This is a genomic window from Erwinia sp. AnSW2-5 (assembly GCF_045107195.1).
Taxonomy (GTDB): domain Bacteria; phylum Pseudomonadota; class Gammaproteobacteria; order Enterobacterales; family Enterobacteriaceae; genus Erwinia.
On record NZ_JBJGXA010000018.1, the window covers coordinates 115,868 to 132,896 of the forward strand.

At 46.9% G+C, this 17,029-nt stretch carries 15 protein-coding genes; 6 read left to right on the plus strand and 9 right to left on the minus strand.

All coding sequences use genetic code 11. The annotated features are described in order from the left end of the window. Window positions 1-10 precede the first annotated feature (10 nt). The 3 genes from ACFL9S_RS14775 to ACFL9S_RS14785 form a co-directional block, all read right to left on the minus strand. Entirely contained in the window at window positions 11-2,818 is a 2,808-nt protein-coding gene (locus tag ACFL9S_RS14775; RefSeq protein ID WP_405262648.1) for a kinetochore protein, read from the minus strand. A 79-nt stretch (window positions 2,819-2,897) separates the two neighbouring features. Then, window positions 2,898-5,681: a hypothetical protein gene (locus tag ACFL9S_RS14780; RefSeq protein WP_405262649.1), complete on the minus strand. Its 2,784-nt coding sequence runs from the start codon at window positions 5,679-5,681 to the stop codon at window positions 2,898-2,900. Between the two features lie 4 nt (window positions 5,682-5,685). Then, window positions 5,686-6,771, minus strand: coding sequence for a DNA cytosine methyltransferase (locus tag ACFL9S_RS14785; protein WP_405262650.1), 1,086 nt, complete (start codon window positions 6,769-6,771; stop codon window positions 5,686-5,688). Between the two features lie 223 nt (window positions 6,772-6,994). Between ACFL9S_RS14785 and ACFL9S_RS14790 the strand changes: the two genes are divergently transcribed. Next, the gene (locus ACFL9S_RS14790) at window positions 6,995-7,186 is read left to right on the plus strand and encodes a hypothetical protein (RefSeq protein WP_405262729.1); all 192 of its coding nucleotides are present in this window, start codon (window positions 6,995-6,997) and stop codon (window positions 7,184-7,186) included. 22 nt (window positions 7,187-7,208) lie between these two features. On the opposite strand, the gene ACFL9S_RS14795 is transcribed toward ACFL9S_RS14790, so the two are convergent. From ACFL9S_RS14795 to ACFL9S_RS14805, 3 genes are all read right to left on the minus strand, one after another. Further along, window positions 7,209-7,826, minus strand: coding sequence for a dTMP kinase (locus ACFL9S_RS14795; RefSeq protein ID WP_405262651.1), 618 nt, complete (start codon window positions 7,824-7,826; stop codon window positions 7,209-7,211). Window positions 7,827-8,283: 457 nt separating this feature from the next. Next, a complete protein-coding gene (locus ACFL9S_RS14800) occupies window positions 8,284-9,066 on the minus strand; it encodes an SDR family NAD(P)-dependent oxidoreductase (RefSeq protein ID WP_405262652.1) in 783 nt (260 codons plus the stop codon). 72 nt (window positions 9,067-9,138) lie between these two features. Beyond that, the gene (locus ACFL9S_RS14805) at window positions 9,139-10,230 is read right to left on the minus strand and encodes an alkene reductase (protein WP_405262653.1); all 1,092 of its coding nucleotides are present in this window, start codon (window positions 10,228-10,230) and stop codon (window positions 9,139-9,141) included. A 133-nt stretch (window positions 10,231-10,363) separates the two neighbouring features. On the opposite strand from ACFL9S_RS14805, the gene ACFL9S_RS14810 reads away from it, so the two are divergent. Further along, on the plus strand, window positions 10,364-10,912 hold the full coding sequence (locus ACFL9S_RS14810) for a TetR/AcrR family transcriptional regulator (protein ID WP_405262654.1): 549 nt from the start codon (window positions 10,364-10,366) through the stop codon (window positions 10,910-10,912). Between the two features lie 51 nt (window positions 10,913-10,963). On the opposite strand, the gene ACFL9S_RS14815 is transcribed toward ACFL9S_RS14810, so the two are convergent. Together ACFL9S_RS14815 and ACFL9S_RS14820 are read right to left on the minus strand one after the other, a co-directional pair. Next, window positions 10,964-11,446: a glutathione peroxidase gene (locus tag ACFL9S_RS14815; RefSeq protein WP_405262655.1), complete on the minus strand. Its 483-nt coding sequence runs from the start codon at window positions 11,444-11,446 to the stop codon at window positions 10,964-10,966. Window positions 11,447-11,550: 104 nt separating this feature from the next. Beyond that, a complete protein-coding gene (locus tag ACFL9S_RS14820) occupies window positions 11,551-12,027 on the minus strand; it encodes a hypothetical protein (protein ID WP_405262656.1) in 477 nt (158 codons plus the stop codon). 330 nt (window positions 12,028-12,357) lie between these two features. On the opposite strand from ACFL9S_RS14820, the gene ACFL9S_RS14825 reads away from it, so the two are divergent. Both ACFL9S_RS14825 and ACFL9S_RS14830 read left to right on the plus strand, forming a co-directional pair. Next, entirely contained in the window at window positions 12,358-12,966 is a 609-nt protein-coding gene (locus tag ACFL9S_RS14825; protein WP_405262657.1) for a TetR/AcrR family transcriptional regulator, read from the plus strand. 50 nt (window positions 12,967-13,016) lie between these two features. Beyond that, entirely contained in the window at window positions 13,017-13,922 is a 906-nt protein-coding gene (locus ACFL9S_RS14830) for an alpha/beta fold hydrolase (protein ID WP_405262658.1), read from the plus strand. Window positions 13,923-13,938: 16 nt separating this feature from the next. On the opposite strand, the gene ACFL9S_RS14835 is transcribed toward ACFL9S_RS14830, so the two are convergent. Next, window positions 13,939-14,421 (minus strand): cold-shock protein, encoded by a 483-nt coding sequence (locus tag ACFL9S_RS14835; protein ID WP_405262659.1) that lies wholly within the window; start codon window positions 14,419-14,421, stop codon window positions 13,939-13,941. 422 nt (window positions 14,422-14,843) lie between these two features. Between ACFL9S_RS14835 and ACFL9S_RS14840 the strand changes: the two genes are divergently transcribed. Then, on the plus strand, window positions 14,844-15,827 hold the full coding sequence (locus tag ACFL9S_RS14840) for a DUF1852 domain-containing protein (protein ID WP_405262660.1): 984 nt from the start codon (window positions 14,844-14,846) through the stop codon (window positions 15,825-15,827). Between the two features lie 24 nt (window positions 15,828-15,851). Further along, window positions 15,852-16,883 (plus strand): methionine synthase, encoded by a 1,032-nt coding sequence (locus ACFL9S_RS14845; protein ID WP_133841623.1) that lies wholly within the window; start codon window positions 15,852-15,854, stop codon window positions 16,881-16,883. Window positions 16,884-17,029: the final 146 nt, after the last annotated feature.

Below are 17,029 nucleotides of genomic sequence, written 5' to 3' on the forward strand. Positions count from 1 at the left end.
TGTTCCTTCCTTATGACTGAAACAGGCAATTGAGAACAGCAGCAGCCTCACCTTGCGTAATTCCCCGAGCATAATTCATTAGTGTTGGCGCTAGTGGCTCAATATCTGAAACGATCTTCTCCGATGTACTACGCCCAGATTCAAACGCTAGCTTGGTAATCGCTTCTGATTTTTCATCAGAATAATGGAAATATTTCAGTGTCGTTTGTAGGATTTGCTGTTCATTATAATTCTGAGTTTTAGACTGACGGATACTTGTATAAATCGATTGCCATAATGCTGATGTTACATAGGTTGGTGTGATGTCATTTGAACTATTAGCAGGCAGCTCATCACCCCAGATGCATTCGGCCAAGAACATCGGCAATCTGTGAGCAGCAGGTCCCTGTAATGGAAACGTACTTTTACCAACAGCGAACGTCAACACAAACAGTAACGGCTGGCTGATTGAAAGATGGCGCAGCGTCTGATGTTGATCCACCCAGCAAAACCCGGATGCTTGTTCGCCACTGAGCAGGCAGTCACTCAATTCAGGTAACAATGTCTCTGGTGGCATACGGTTAAATCCACGTAACTCCACCACCGTAGCCAATCTATTATCTTGCTGGTGGAGCAAAAAATCCCCCAGAGTCATGGAGCATGTGTTTTCCGTACTTCTGATTAATACCGGAGATTTCATTAAATCACTGATGCTAAACAGATCACCGTGGATAGAAACTTCCCCTCGAACTCCGCCCGAAAAAACATTAGCTATAGCAGAAAGCGCTTTTTTAGTGTGTTTTCCCAATAACCCAACAATAGGTGTTACATTCGCAGCAGCGACAATACCTGATAAAAAGGTTTCACTTAGCCCTGTTGCAGCGGCCTGTTTTTCCATCACTGTCAATAGCTGTCTTTGGCTTGTTATCTCAGTCGCCATTGGCAATAGATACGGTTCAGAATGCGGAATAGCCATAGCAGGACCCTGTTTAACCGTAAGATCTGATTGAGAAACTGGCATCGATACATCAGCGACCAATGCACGTAACAAGGCCGCTTGTGCTAGTGTTTCGACACCAGCTTGTGACGCATTTTCGAAGGTTTTTCTGATACGTGAATCTAGTTCAACTTCTTGCTGGCGAAGCGCTTTTTTCGATTTCTCTGTTTCAGTTTTGAAGTGTTTTTTTTGTTTATCGATTTCCGATTCAAGCTGTGCTTTCTTGTCTGCCAAAGAAGCAATTGCCTGTCTTAAATGATCCTGTTCACTTTCATAATCAGCCAGAATCGCTTTCTTCTCTATATTAATCTGAGACTCTATTACTGGCAATTTCAGCAGTCGCTGAACCATATCGTCCAACAGTTCTCTTGAGTCAGCAATCTGCTCGAGGTGATCCAATGCACGGAGATAAGCATTACTCTCTGGCACATGCTCAGTAATAAAATTAGTTAAATTTTTTAAATGTGTTTTGTTGAAAACAGGAAAGTTAATTGATGAATAATTTAGCTTCACCAGACGTTTTATCCATGTAACAGCAGGAGCACAATCGTATTTTTCGCTGGCCACAGGAAGCTGAGTCACAATGATGGTTTTCTGTGAATGTAATTCAATACAGGCCAATTTTTTGTAGCTATCGAGTGGCACATCGAAGTCATATTTTTTAGGATCGGATATATCGCCGGGAAGTCTTAATGCCACCCCATCGTCCAGCAAAAAAATAGTTGGTGATTCATCCTGTGGTTTATACTGAGTTAATAACCACTCTCTGACAGAGTCGGGGTCACTGGATAAATGGGGAAGTCTGATAACGGGGTATACACGCGACTTGTAGTCAGCCAGTACATATTGAGCTGGTTTGTCGGACGGTCGATGTTCAGCCTGCCAAACCCCCAACTCTCCCTGCGTGAAACTTTTGGTGTAATTGTTTATAAACCCAACGACTTCACCACGATGAGGATATAAGATCTTAGCTTGTTCTTCTGAAAGTGACCAAAGTTTATCTTTAACAAATAAAGCGACAGGTGAAACAAAGAAAGCATCATTAGGAAGCAATTTGGTAACGACACCGACAAAAGCTATGCTATCGATGACATAGTCATCCATATTTTCTATTGCAATAAACTCAGCTGATAGAACTTCAACGTCATTAGCTTCTTTCTTGTGATGAACAAATTCAAATTCTGTGATAATACTTTCGAATTTTTTCACCATAGTGAAGGCATGTGTGGATAGTTTTTTCTTCCATACGTTGGCAGCTTCTTGCTCACCATTAAGCGTATCAACGAGACCAGCCATAAACATCGGCAATATACGATCAGATGGAACATCGAGCCCTTGGCTGATTAGTAAGCATTGTTCTAGATCACCTTCCGTTACATTGAAAGATTGATCTTCCAAGAAACTCTCGGAGTCTTCTTCAATATCATCATGAGGTGACAATACTGGCTCATCATTGAGGAATCGCTCAATGATTTCAGGACAGGATTGAGATACATAAAATCCCAAAATGGCTCGCCATAGTGGTCTTGTCACTTCTATTTTGTTGTTATCGTTACGCTTTGTTAACAGAAGCTGATCAAGAATTTTTTCAGGCTCATCCGTTTCAGGAAATAGTACATTAGTACGGAACCATGTATGAATAACTAGTCGGGCTTTTGGCTGTAGCATACTTAGAAAATGTAATTTCTGAGGTAATGTTCTAGGCAAATTATCTGCTTTAGCACCTGCCATAATAAGCTTTTGCTTACATTCTTTCAGGCAGTTGATTAATTCATGAGGCTCAGTACCAAAAAAATACATCTGGCTCAGACGTTCTTTTATAACTTGCTGTTTTTTAACCATCCTGATTAAACTCCTCTAGGTGCCAGTTCAATAAATTCTTTTTAAATCAAACAAGCAAAATCTATATGTCATGTAGGTTCTACCACCCCCGACGTAATTTTAACGCCCGCGAGCGGCGAACAATAGCGCGGTTGTCATACTCTTGCGTAGTAGTTTCTGAACGATCTATATCGCCCCAAATAGAAGCACCGCCGCCAGAAAATAAAACCTGGCCGTCATCGTCAATGGAAAGAAAACCGCCGGCGAAATGTAACCACCATTGTGTAATAGAAAGTGGTAATGCTATCAGGTTTTTTGACCAGAAGAGATCGCCATTGTTATTTTTAGCACCCAATGTTTTCCTTGAAAAAATAGTATGAGCCATCAATCCCCAAGCAAAACTGTCAGTCTTCCAGTAACCATTTTGGCCAGCAATATAATAACTATTGCGCTGTTTCTCCCGACAACGTATGAAAGCATTGCTACTGTGGTCAGTTAATGCTGACTCATCAGACCAATCATTTTTTCCTTCTAACCAAGTCGACACATTTATATTTACTGGTAACGATGGAATATTTTCCATCTGAGTTATTGGTAAAATCACACCACCTAAGGGACTGACAGGAAAATCTTCTTTGGTAATAATTTGCAAACCAAACTGTTTAACCAGCAACTCTACACGCTCAACGCTTGACAAATTTAGCGTAATACAACCTACTGCAAAATCATGACCTCGTCTTGACCATCTTTCGAGTTTCTCATTATCTGATAATGCATTTTTCAGTTTATTACGTTCACTTTTCGTCATCATTCCACAAATACGAGCTACTGTACCTGCTTTATCATCAAATATAGAGATTGTGCGGGGTGTCTGTATTACTGATGGATAAGGTGAATACCGACTTTCAATCACAGAAAGCCAACCAGACGCAAATAGCATTCGGCGTAGCCGCCAAGCAGGAATACCTATTGCATTGGAAGCGGGTATGAGATGTTTATTTAGTTCATTAAAAGACAACGTGCTGCGCCTTTGGAAACGTAGTGACAATGCTTCAGCTAGCCAATCGAGCGCTACGGGAATATTATGCAAACCAGTAGATTCACGTTCTGCAGGAGGTAATTCATATTGTTGCCATAATGACCACTCTCCCCCCATAGGACTTAACTTCTGTTTATTTACATATTCAGCATTAGATTCGTTATGAGCAACATCATCAAATGGTACTAAAACGCCCAAAGGACCATTAACCAACCAATTGCTAGGTTCTTTTAACCGTCGATAAATCGCATCAGGAGCATGGTCTAATACATGAACCTCATAAGTCAGAGGCGTAATTTGTTGATCTACAGTTAATAGATAGCGACATAGTGTTTGTCCGTGAATGGAAACCACTTTCTCCGGCGAAATATATAACCCTTCGTCATTGACCGATAGTTCACCAGTAGCAAGTTCATTACCCATAGAATCATTAATTACGAAGTTTCCACTGTTAGCTCCTTCGAAGTGAATAAACGGAGTACTCGCGGGGTTAAGTAATACCGCCTGACCGAATCTCGCCCCACCAATAAGACGAGGCCTTGCTGGCATCCAACTTTGAATCAAAAAACGTTGGGTACTTTGAGGAAGTGCATTCGCTAAGGTAGTTAGTGCCTGCCGACTTATTGCGTCAAAAACAAGAATACTCCATTTATCACATTCTGAATTTAACGCCAAAGAACTATATATCAAATTAATATTCTTACTCGCCACGCTAATGTTTTTCACATAACTACTATCTATCACCAAACAAAGCGGACCATCATCAAAATAATGACCATCAGAGCTAATATAGCCTAATTCATCGTGAAACAATGGTAGACATCCCGCCCGCAATGCCATTCCTATTTTCGAATGATAAAGTCCTTTATTTTGTTTTTGTGATAATGACGAAAGGTGTACCAACATAGTATTAACATTAGATTGATAATAGCCCTTAGTATAGATACTTGTTTGTTGTGATAGTGTATAGACCTCTTGTGCAGTAAATACATCAGAACCTTTCTGATCCATCAATAGATAGATTTCTGGATTCCAAACGTCAGCAGAATCTAATTGTATACAAAACCTACCATTCTTTGCTATTTTTTGGCTTTCATCATGTCTTGTGATATCTCGAACAGCTCCCCAAAATGGGCTATTGAAGGCATGCGCCGATGAAGCTTTCAATAACTGCTCTCTAAACTGACTAAATTCAATAATGAATATTTTACTAAAGTAATTTATCCTTTGATGAATAGCTTGGCTAACTTCTTCAAATGTTGAATGACTATCCAGTTCTTTACTGGACATTATACGCCTTAGCAACAAATCATCTTTGTAAGAAGGGAAGGAAAGTCGTTTAGAATAACCTATTAATCTTTCTCGTTGAGGATCAGGCAAAAGAAGACGTGCGCATTCTTTTTTATTATGGCTCCATCTTTCTAAGCGCTCCCACATTTTAGGAAGTTCACTAAATATAAATTTTTTTTCTTTATAAAAACCTAATAGAAGGGAAAATCTGACACGAAAATCACCTTCTTCATGGGTATCATCGTCAGCACTAGCTGCAAGTAACGTTAAATATAAGATAGCAAAATTAGGGGGGACACCGTTTATTCCTGCTAATATATCAATTCTTAGTTCATCTCTAAAATGATTTTGTATCTCATCAGCATTATTGCCAAATGCTTTCAAAAAACTATTTTTAGCTTCCTTTTTGCTACGTGGACCTTTTAATTTATCAAATATGCGTCCGGTCGCATCAATACGACTCAATGTTGTTCCTGCACTAGCAGGATCAAAAAAAATGGCATTAACTAGGGCTGTGTTCCACTCATCTAAAGTAACCGGAAATGACTCGCCCATCGCATCACCTGCTTTTTATCGAAAGATTTTTCAAGCCTTCGCCTGAAAAAAGATGGCTAAAAAGAACCTCAGCTAACATAGGAGGTACCGCATTACCTATTTGGGTAAATTTGGCATCGATATCTCCTACTGGCTCATAATCGTGGCAAAAGGTCTGTATCCGGGCACATTCTCTCCACGACAAACGTCTGGCCTGCTCCAATTTCGGGCGAGTTTCATCCACGGCCAAGTGTTCATATTCATCGGAAAAGTCCCAGCGCTGTTTCCAACCATCATCAAGATTTGACCATGTTAGTTTCATGACAGGACTTGCTGGGTGTAATGTAACATGCCGCCAGTTAGCTACCACTGTATAAGCTGGGCTATCCCACTTTGCCTTACGATTCCTCGACATGAAGTACCATGAAAAATGACCTTCAGGGTCATGCGGGCGTTCATAGAACTCACCTTCGGGCCATAAAGGCAAATCGCAAATAGCATCACCATGTGATGCATAAGGTTTTAGGTGCGGATTCTTTTGGCTCGGTTTACCATGTGTTGCAAGAGGGAATTCAAAACATTGTCCTAAATCGTTTCTAACACCGATAATAAATAAGCGCTTACGTGATTGAGGAACACCATATTCCTTGGCGTTAACAAGATGATAACTCACTTGATATCCAGCTTGTTGATATGCTATTAGCTGTTGTTCTAAAAAACTACCCGCGCCAAGGTGCTGCAACCCAGACACATTCTCTGCAACAAAATATTTTGGGCGAACAATATTCAATACGCGCAAAAATTGCTTATAAAGATTCGTTCGAGCATCGAGATCCGGTTTCCTGTTACCCGCCATCGAAAACGATTGGCAAGGATAGCCGCCAACAACAACATCGACATGTGGAAAATTTTGGATATTTGATATATCGCCAAGCCTAACTTCTGATTCAGGAAAATACTTCTCTAGAGTCTTACAAGCGTTCTCAACAATATCATTTGCAAAAACAACCTGACCTCCGGCTGATTCAATACCAAAATCCATACCACCACCGCCAGAAAACAGTGAAAGAACTTGGATGTTGTCATTATCTCTTTCAAAAATACTGTTCATATAATTATACTCGGCATTGCCATCCTATCTTAATCACTATCAGCCTTAAGGTCATGATCACCTGTCCATAAAGACAGTAAATTATCTCTAAAATCATGGACAAACATTATAGCTTGGGATGATGGATTATGGCATTAACATTGTTTATGTTTTTTGGGCTGCTAGGGCAAGTATCAGTTAGGTAATGATCCAAAACAGAGCGTGTAGAATACTCTTCAGCCTCATATTTCACACTTCAGACTTCGAGATTGAACCTAAAAAGGTGGTCATACTGGTGGTCTTAACAGAAAGAGAGTTCAGGTTTAGCTTACTTATTAGCCAGTTGCTGGCAAAGGCGATCCCAGTCAGAGGAGCCAAATTTAAGAAGCCCGCTCAGGGAAACCTGAGCGGGCTTTTTGTTGTTTGGAATGATTGAATCTCTGCCCAAACACCGATGGTTATGGGCATCCAGGTACTTTGTAGATCTCAGCAATCACCTGCCTCGTGGCGTCTTCAATCGCGCCTTCATTGCGGCATAAAAACCAGCCGTGATGTGCCGTTTCTCGCTCGAACGCCTCGGTACAGGCAATATGCTCTTCCAGCCTGCGCATCACCGTACTGCCCAGCCCACGCGACCGGGCTGCAGCCCTCGCCCATGAAATATCAGGGGCAGTCACCACCCCGACATGCAGATCTGGCGTTCGCACGCCTCGCTCAATATTAAGCTGTAAAATCCCGGCAAATGGCACCATCCGACGAAACGCGGCATCCGAGGGATACCAGCGATCCACCAGGATAATGCTGTCCGCTGGCTGTTTAGTCAGTACGTGCTGTGAAATCCATGCACGGCTGGCAGCAAAGCGCTGACAGATCGCCCATTCCAAATCCTGGCTGGGATGTCTGGCGAGCTGGTTAACAAGGGCCATGGTTCCTGCCCTGTAAGGATCGCTTTTTCTCTCGCAAAGCCGGATCACCTTTTTATTGTCTGCCCTGAGCATTTTGGTGATGGCTTCCAGCAGTGTGGTTTTACCGGCGCCCTTCGGCCCATCCAGAGAAACAAACAGCTGACGGCTCATTGTTCTGATGTCGGTTGATACAGGGTTTTGATAAAACTTGAATCTGGCAACAGCATCTGACTTCCTTCGTATAAATAGCTTCCCTCGCTGTTCATTCGTCGGGGGACGGTGAGCAAGGAGCGGACATTAACAACATCATAACGGCAATATCAGATGATGTCGGCTATCCAGTCTGCAAATGCGCGCACCGCAGCAACATTGATACCGTTATGGTTGCGAAAATTTCATTTTTTAGTCTTTAGCATCAAGCTGAAGACTTTTTATGAGCAGACGCTTCGCCAATACCTGAGGAAGCGCCTGTCACCAGTGCTACACGTTTTTTTGTCATGCTGAACAAGCCTTTATGATGTGTTTGGAGTGTTTCATCGCTGATGAGACGATACGCCGTGAGGGATTGAGTCGGATTTACCGCTCTGCAGAACAGCCATAAGACCGTTCTGCAGATGCACCTCACTCATTAAAGTGCTTTATATCGCTCAGCAACTTCATCCTGTTTGATGTCTGAAAGCAAAGCCTGACGCGACGCATCGAGGGTGTCCCAGCGTGCCGCGTTATGTAACGGGGGAATGGTGACCTGTTCACGGCGATCAAAACCGACCAGTGCGGCATCCACTAACGCGCCCACTTCCATGAATTTTGCCGAATGAGTGATGTCGATACCCGCGCGGTCCCAAATTTCGGTGTAAGTACCGGCAGGGAGCACCGCCTGGACATAAATGCCCTTAGATGACAGCTCTACGTTCATTCCCTGAGACAGGAAAAGAACAAAGGCTTTGGTTGCACCGTAAACCGACATCGCAAATTCCGGGGCCAGGCCCACGATGGAACTGATGTTGACGATTGATCCCTCACCTGCCTGCACAAGCCGTGGTGTCACGGCACTGGCCAGTCTGGTCAGGGCGGTGACGTTCAGTGCGATAAGGCGTTCTATCGATTCAGGCGTCTGCTCTGTAAAACTGCCGGACTGCGCGATACCCGCGTTATTGATAAGAATGCCAATCTGCGTGTCTTCACGCAGGCGGGCTTCGACCGTTTCCAGATCCGCCGATTGGGTAAGATCGGCAGGCAGAACATCGACAGCAATGCCATTTTCCTGTCGCAGACGAGCGGCAAGTACCTCTAATCTTGCTTTGTCGCGTGCCACCAGAACAAGGTCGTGTCCACGGCGGGCGAACCGTTCAGCGTATACCGCACCAATACCCGTGGATGCGCCGGTAATAAGAACTGAAGCTTTAGTCATAAGTTGATCTTCTTAATTGATATATAAACAGAATTCGCACTATGCGACCCAGTGAGAACCGTGACAGCTGCTTTACTTGCTGGTTTCAGCAAGCGACGGGTAATCGGTATATCCCGCTGCGCCACCGCCATAAAGCGTTTCAGGGTTGAGTGAAGCGAGAGGCGCGCCTGTCTTCAGCCTTTCAACCAAATCCGGGTTGGAGATAAACGGACGACCGAAGGCGAACAGATCGGCTTTGCCTTCTGCCAGTTGAGTGGACGCCAGCGCCAGGTCATAACCGTTGTTGCCAATCCAGGTATTTTTGAAGCGACGGCGCAGGGAGCCGTAATCGAACGGCGCGACATCGCGCGGCCCGCCCGTAGCGCCTTCAACCACGTGAAGGTATACGATGCCTAAAGCATTAAGTTCATCGGCAACATAGTCATATTGCGGCTGCGGATCGCTGCATGAAATCGCATTCGCAGGAGAAACCGGTGAAATGCGCACCCCGGTGCGGTCAGCACCAATTTCCTCTTTAACGGCCGCAGTGACGTCTAACAGCAAGCGCGCGCGGTTCTCGACAGAGCCACCGTACTCATCGGTACGCTGATTGGCACCGTCTTTAAGGAACTGTTCCAGCAGATAACCATTCGCGCCGTGGATCTCGACACCATCAAACCCGGCGGCAATGGCATTGGCCGAGGCTTGTCTGAAATCGTCGATAATCCCCTGAATTTCATGCAATTCGAGCGCGCGTGGCTCAGAAACGTCAGCAAATCCGTTGTTCACAAAGGTTTTAGTCTCGGCACGGATGGCAGACGGTGCGACCGGCGCAGCGCCACCTGGCTGTAAATCGACATGTGAGATCCGTCCTACGTGCCATAGCTGTACAAAGATGCGGCCACCTTTGGCATGAACCGCGTCAGTCACTTTGCGCCAGCCATCAATCTGGGCCTGCGTGTAGATCCCCGGCGTATCCTGATAGCCCTGCGCCTGTGCTGAGATCTGCGTGGCTTCGGTGATCAGCAATCCTGCGGTGGCTCGCTGGGCGTAATAGGTTGCTGCCAGTTCGCTGGGAACCAGACCTGCTCCTGCCCGGTTACGCGTCAGTGGTGCCATCACGATATGGTTGGCAAGGGTTATTGTTCCCAGCTCGTAGGGTTGAAATAAAGTCTGGTTTGTCATGTTTAATCGCCTGCTCAGTGAGGGTTCAAGGTGTTGGTATAATGATGATGATCGTAATCTATAATGTCAACTGGTTTGATTATGATCATCATCAATGTATACTCAACCCTATATTTCAGAGGGGCAGGAAAGCATGAAAGTGTCAAAAGAGCAGGTTCGGGAAAACCGAATGCGCATTGTTGAAACGGCTTCAGAACTTTTTCGTGAGCGTGGTTACGATGGCGTGGGAATTGCGGAACTGATGTCAGCGGCTGGTTTAACCCACGGCGGGTTCTACAAGCACTTTGGGTCCAAGGCGGATCTGATGGCGGAGGCGATGAGCTGTGGTTTTATGCGGTCCGCAGAGAGCACGGCAGGTGTGGAACGGGAGAAATTTGTTGAATATTACCTTTCCCGCCAGCACCGCGATAATATGGGAAAGGGTTGCGTGATGTCGGCACTGGGCGCGGATACAGCGCGTCAGTCTGAGTCAATCAAGGCGACATTTGCCGCCGGGATCGAACGTCAGCTGGCCGTTTTAGGAAATGAAGAGGGAGCGCGCGCCGAGCTGATAGATACCATTGCGCATCTTGTCGGCGCCCTGGTGCTGTCCCGTGCCTGCCCGGATAATTCCGATCTTGCTGATGAAATTCTGGATGTGTGCCGCACGCGTCTTCTCACCCAGGACGCACGTCAGGATTGAATTTGCCGGACAACAGAAATGGTTTTCTGAGCAGTACAGAGCAATAAAGACTTAGTTTTCAAGTGCAGCAAGGATTGCGGCCTCCATCTTCTCCGGGGTGGTGAACGGTGCAAAACGCTTGAGCGGTTTACCGTCGCGACCGATCAGGAACTTAGTGAAGTTCCACTTGATCCGCCCACTCAGCACGCCGGGCAGTTCGTTTTTCAGGTAACGGAACAGCGGGTGTGCTGCGGTGCCGTTGACCTCGACTTTCCCGAACATCGGGAAGCTCACACCGTAGTTAATGTGGCAGGTCTGCGCGATGTCGTCGGCGCCGCCAGGTTCCTGTTTACCGAACTGGTTGCAGGGGAAACCCAGCACCACCAAACCCTGGGCGGCGTATTTTTTGTAGAGCGCTTCAAGCCCGCCGTACTGTGGAGTGAAGCCACACTGGCTGGCGGTATTCACTACCAGAACCACCTTACCCGCGTAGTCGGCCAGAGAGACAGGCTGGCCGCTAAGGCTGGTCGCGGTGAGTTGATAAAAGGGGGTCATAGCGGGATCCTCAAAGTAGAAGCAGTTCGACGTCGATATTAGCACATGGCGCGTTGTTGCCGGGGTGTGGAAAGTCGAGCGCAAAGAACAATAAGGGGCTAACTTCATTCAAACCGCTGTTCTCTTTCACTATCTTCCCGTTGTTCGCGTTCTTTTTGGCGTTCGATACACTGAATCATTTTTTCACTAACTACTTTGGCAGCCTCAGAGATATCTGTACGCCCGTGTTTGGTTAGCATACTGATGGCCCCTGCTCTAGCTTGTATTATGTTCGCCAGGCTACCAGTCCATGATGACGGAGTGATACGTTCAGCAAAAGACTCCAGTACAGCTAGTGGCTCAGGTGAGGCCTCTAACAGTTTTATAGCTGCTTCGTGCAAAGCTATTCTATTCTGTTCTTCATTCTTTGACCAAAGAGTTACACCATCAGTAATAGCAGGCCAAACACTGGGATCATTTCTGGCGTGGCACCATGTAATTAAAACGTTTGTATTTACCGCTACAAGGGGATACGTGCGTAAGCCACCACGTCCAATAAAGAATTGTCGTCTTTGCTGCTGTTCCTCTGACCTGCTTCCCATTGATTAGTACATCATGATGTTAGCCATGTCCGCTCCTGGCACAAAGCAGCCCCCAAAGCCCTTTTGAAATAATCTCATTTCGCACCGACTTTTCAGCGCTCATTCTGGCTGCCCTTCCCTTGCAGAGAAGATCGCAGAACGATCACGACCTAAAGCGACCTGCTTTAAGCACCCGTAACTGTTAGTGGTCACTCTGGTGGCATGGCATTAACCAAATACCGACCCGACTTAAAACTATCCGTTCGGCTTCATTGTATGACTCCCCCTCTTTTCATTCACCCGCATCTATGGCAACATTTAGGAATTGATCATTTCCTAAATGGTAGAAAAATGTCTCAACAGCCGCAGAGAGTACGTGAGCGTGGGCGCCCCCGGCAATTTGATCCCGATACCGCGCTGGATCTCGCCATGGTGGTATTCCGTGAAAAAGGTTACCACAGCGCCTCGATCAGCGATCTGAGCGAGGCAATGCAGCTTACCGCCGGAAGCATCTATAAAGCCTTTCACGACAAACGCGGTCTGTTTCTACAGGTGTTTGTGCGCTATACCTCGCTGCGTAATAAAGCACTACGCCAGCGGCTGGCGCAGCAGCCCGATGGCAGAAGCAGGATTGCAGAACTGCTGCGCTTCTACCTTGAGTCTGCCAGCGATATTGAAGGGCGACGCGGTTGCCTGGTGGTCGGCAGCGCCGTGGAATTACAGCAGCTCGATAGCGAACTTGCCGGGCTGGTCACCAGCGCGCTTCAGGGTAATCAGCGATCCCTTCAGCAGCTGGTTGAACAGGGTCAGCAGGACCGTTCGGTTAATCCACAACATGATGCTGAAGCGCTAAGCGGCGTATTGCTGTGCCTGGTGCTGGGGATGCGCGTGGCAGGAAAAATTGACGAACTCCCCGCTCGTGACAGGCTGATCGCAACCGCACTGACGCTGCTCGATTAAAAATTTTACCCATTAAGAGAACGATCATTTCCTAATATCTGGAGGTTTATATGTCTGACACTTCGCTCGCACAGCCCTGGTCACACCCCGTTACCGATATGCCCGGCTTTGCCCATTATTACGCAACGGTAGAGGGCGTTCGCCTGCACTACGTTAAGGGCGGTAATCCGCAGGGTGAGGTCCTGCTGCTGCTGGCGGGTTTCCCGCAGAGCTGGTATGCATGGCGTCAGGTCATGGCACGGCTGGCCGACCGTTATCTGATTATCGCGCCGGACCTGCCAGGCCAGGGTGACTCCGACAAGCCGCAGTTCGGCTACGATACCCTGGCGCTGGCCGGGAAAGTGCAGGGACTGATGCAAAAACTGGGGATGGCGCGCTATTACCTTGCCGCCCATGATGTGGGAGCCTGGGTGGCCTGGCCGTACGCCATGCGCTACGGCCAGCAGGTGGTCCGGCTGGCCCTGCTCGATGCCGGTATTCCAGGTATTACCCTGCCGGATGCCCTGCCCGTCACGCCGGATACAGCATGGAAAACCTGGCACTTCGCTTTTCATTTATTGCCCGATCTGCCGGAAGCGCTGATCGCCGGGCGGGAAGAGATCTATCTGGAGTGGTTTCTGCGGCGCAAAACCGCCAGCCCTGAGGCAATTAGCGACGCCGATATGTCGGAGTATCTGCGCCTGTTAACACAGAATGGCGCACTGCGTGCCGGGCTGGCCCCCTACCGCGAGGTGGCCACATCAGCTGCGCAAAACCGGGCGCTGCGCGAGGAAGGTAAGTTGACGCTTCCGTTACTTGCCATCAGCGCAGATCAGGGGTCCATTGCCGATATGGCTGTGCCACTGCGTCAGTTTGCCGATAACGTTACCGGCATCACCATTGAGCACAGCGGCCACTTTATTCCGGATGAACAACCGCAGGCGCTGGCTGAAGCCCTGGCGAGCTTTTTCCGCTAAGCACCCGGCGGGCGATTTATACCTTAAGCAGTTTCACCGTGCTGTCGATGTCGATCTCATCTTCCGAGAAGATTAACGTCGTTCCCTGGAAGGTGGTGATCGCCAGTTTTTTCACCGTACGCATCTCACCCGGCTGCGTGGCTGATTTCGGCCTGATGCTGTTCATCAGTATGCCGACAGACAGCACCGTATTTTCTTTATCAATACGCGTCTCAGCCGGGACGTCTTCGCTGTACACCAGGAAAGACTTGATCGAGGTGAGCTTCAGGCGCTCGCCCGCGATATAGATGTAGGCGCTTTCCGGGATCACTTTCACATCATAAGCGGACAGACCTTTGCTGTTGGTGGTCGGCTCGAACGTCACCGCCGCATCTTTCTTAATCAGCTCAGGATTGGCGATTTTAATCACATGAACATAACGGTTATCGCCGTTTTCATCTTTGATAAATCCAAAGCCTTTTTCTTTAAACCAGGTTGTGATCGTGCCGTTCATCGCCATTGTCGCCTACTTAATCGTTAATCTACTCAATTTTCAGCGCGCAGTGTAAAACACAATGCCTGCGCAGACTATGCCTTTGCGGTAAGTCTGGACGATAAATTGCCGGTACGCGAGGAGCGGCGGTCAGGGGAAGGCGCATAACAGGCAAAGTGGCAGATGAAATGTGAGTGAACCCTGAGCGATTGGAGAGTATGATGAACTTTCGCCACAATCCCGCTCCTCCCTCCCCCTGATCATGAAAATCGCTCATGTTGCTGTGAAATTAAATCACTTCCCCTCACACGGGGACTCTGGCATAAAATATGCACTATAGAATGTGTGCAGACGACCGAATGTTGGAACCTGAAAAGAACAGTGCAGCTTTATGATAAGTGCAGGAAATAGGTTCAGGTTTGTAGCGGAAATTAGGATACCAGATTACGATGAATAATAACTTTGCGTTTACCATAAAAAGCATCTGTTTCGATGAGAATTATAATCCATCCGAAAATACGCGTATTACAACCAACTTTGCTAATCTGGCTCGCGGAACGAAACGCCAGCAGAACCTGCGTAACGCCTTAGTGATGATGAACAATCGCTTTAATTCCCTGGCGCATGATAACAATCCCAAAGGGGATCGTTACGCTGTCGAACTGGAAATTATCTCCGTTGAGATGAATATTGCGGTTGCAGGCAACAGCGACAGCTTCCCGGTAATTGAAATTTTAAAAACCAATATCATTGATAAACAAACAGACGAACGTATTGAAGGCATCGTGGGGAATAACTTCTCCTCTTACGTGCGCGATTATGATTTTAGTGTGGTATTGCCAGAGCATAATAAAAACCAATCCAACTTTAGCATCCCCGCTAATTTTGGCGACCTGCATGGCAATATCTTTAAACGCTTTGTTGATTCAGATATCTACAAAGAAAACTTTACTAAGTCGCCCGTTATCTGCCTGAGCGTATCCAGTAAAAACACCTATCATCAGACGGGTTATCAGCATCCTGCACTGGGGATTGAATACCAGCAGAATGAACTGTCCCTGACTGATCACTATTTCAATAAAATGGGCTTACAGGCGCGCTATTTCATGCCTGCAAACAGCGTTGCGCCGTTAGCTTTTTATTTCGTGGGTGATCTGGTGAATGATTACACCGACCTGGAGCTTATCGCCACCATCAGTACGATGGAGACCTTCCAGAAGATCTACCGACCAGAGATTTACAATGCGAATTCTGCGGCAGGAAAGCATTATCAACCCAACCTGACGCAGCTGGACCATTCATTAACTCTCATTACTTATGATCGCGAAGAACGTAGCCAGCTGGCTGTTGAACAAGGAAAGTTTACAGAAGAGAAATTCATCAAACCCTATCAAACTCTTCTTGAACAATGGTCTGCTGCTCCCGTTCTTTGATTAAACAAATACAAGGTTTCTATTATGAAAAAGTTATTGCCCACGTCCACGGCTGGCAGCTTACCTAAGCCTTCATGGATTGCACAACCTGAGCAACTCTGGTCCCCGTGGAAATTGCAGGATCAGGAATTAGCCGACGGCAAAAAAGATGCGCTGCGTTTGTGCCTGGACGATCAACAGCAGGCGGGTATTGATATCGTCAGCGACGGTGAGCAAACGCGTCAGCATTTTGTTACCACGTTTATTGAGCACCTTGAGGGTGTTGATTTTGAGAAACGTGAGATCGTTAAAATTCGCGATCGCTATGATGCGAGTGTGCCCACCGTTGTTGGCCCTGTCAGCCGCAAGAAGTCGGTGTTTGTTGAAGATGCTAAGTTTTTACGCCAGCAAACCGACAAGCCGATTAAATGGGCCTTACCGGGTCCAATGACGATGATCGATACGCTGTATGATAACCACTATAAAAGCCGTGAAAAACTCGCCTGGGAATTTGCCAAAATTCTTAACGAAGAAGCCAAAGAGTTAGAGGCTGTCGGCGTTGATATTATCCAGTTTGATGAGCCGGCATTTAATGTGTTCTTCGATGAAGTGAATGACTGGGGGATCGCTACCCTGGAACGCGCTATCGAAGGACTGAAATGCGAAACCGCTGTCCATATTTGCTACGGCTACGGCATTAAAGCCAATACTGACTGGAAAAAGACGCTGGGCACCGAGTGGCGACAATACGAACAGATTTTCCCGAAACTGCAAAAATCGAATATCGATATTATCTCACTCGAATGTATGAATTCTCATGTTCCTATGGAGCTGATGGAACTCATTCGCGGTAAGAAAGTGATGGTGGGTGCCATTGATGTAGCAACCAATAACATTGAGACACCGGAAGAAGTCGCCGCGACGCTGCGTAAAGCCCTGCAGTATGTTGATGCCGACAAGCTCTATCCTTGCACCAACTGCGGCATGATCCCGTTACCGCGTGGCGTCGCACGAGGCAAGCTGGATGCATTAAGTGCAGGCGCAGAAATCGTGCGTAAAGAACTGCTGGCGAAATAACCTCGCCCGCCAGTCGATCTTTGAAGTCACTCAGCCCGGATTGAGCGATACCATCAATCCGGGCTGAGTAATACCGCTCCCCGCTCCCCCGCCTCTTTCAATACTCCTTCCGTGCCAGATGGGATATAATTTGCCGCAATATCGTC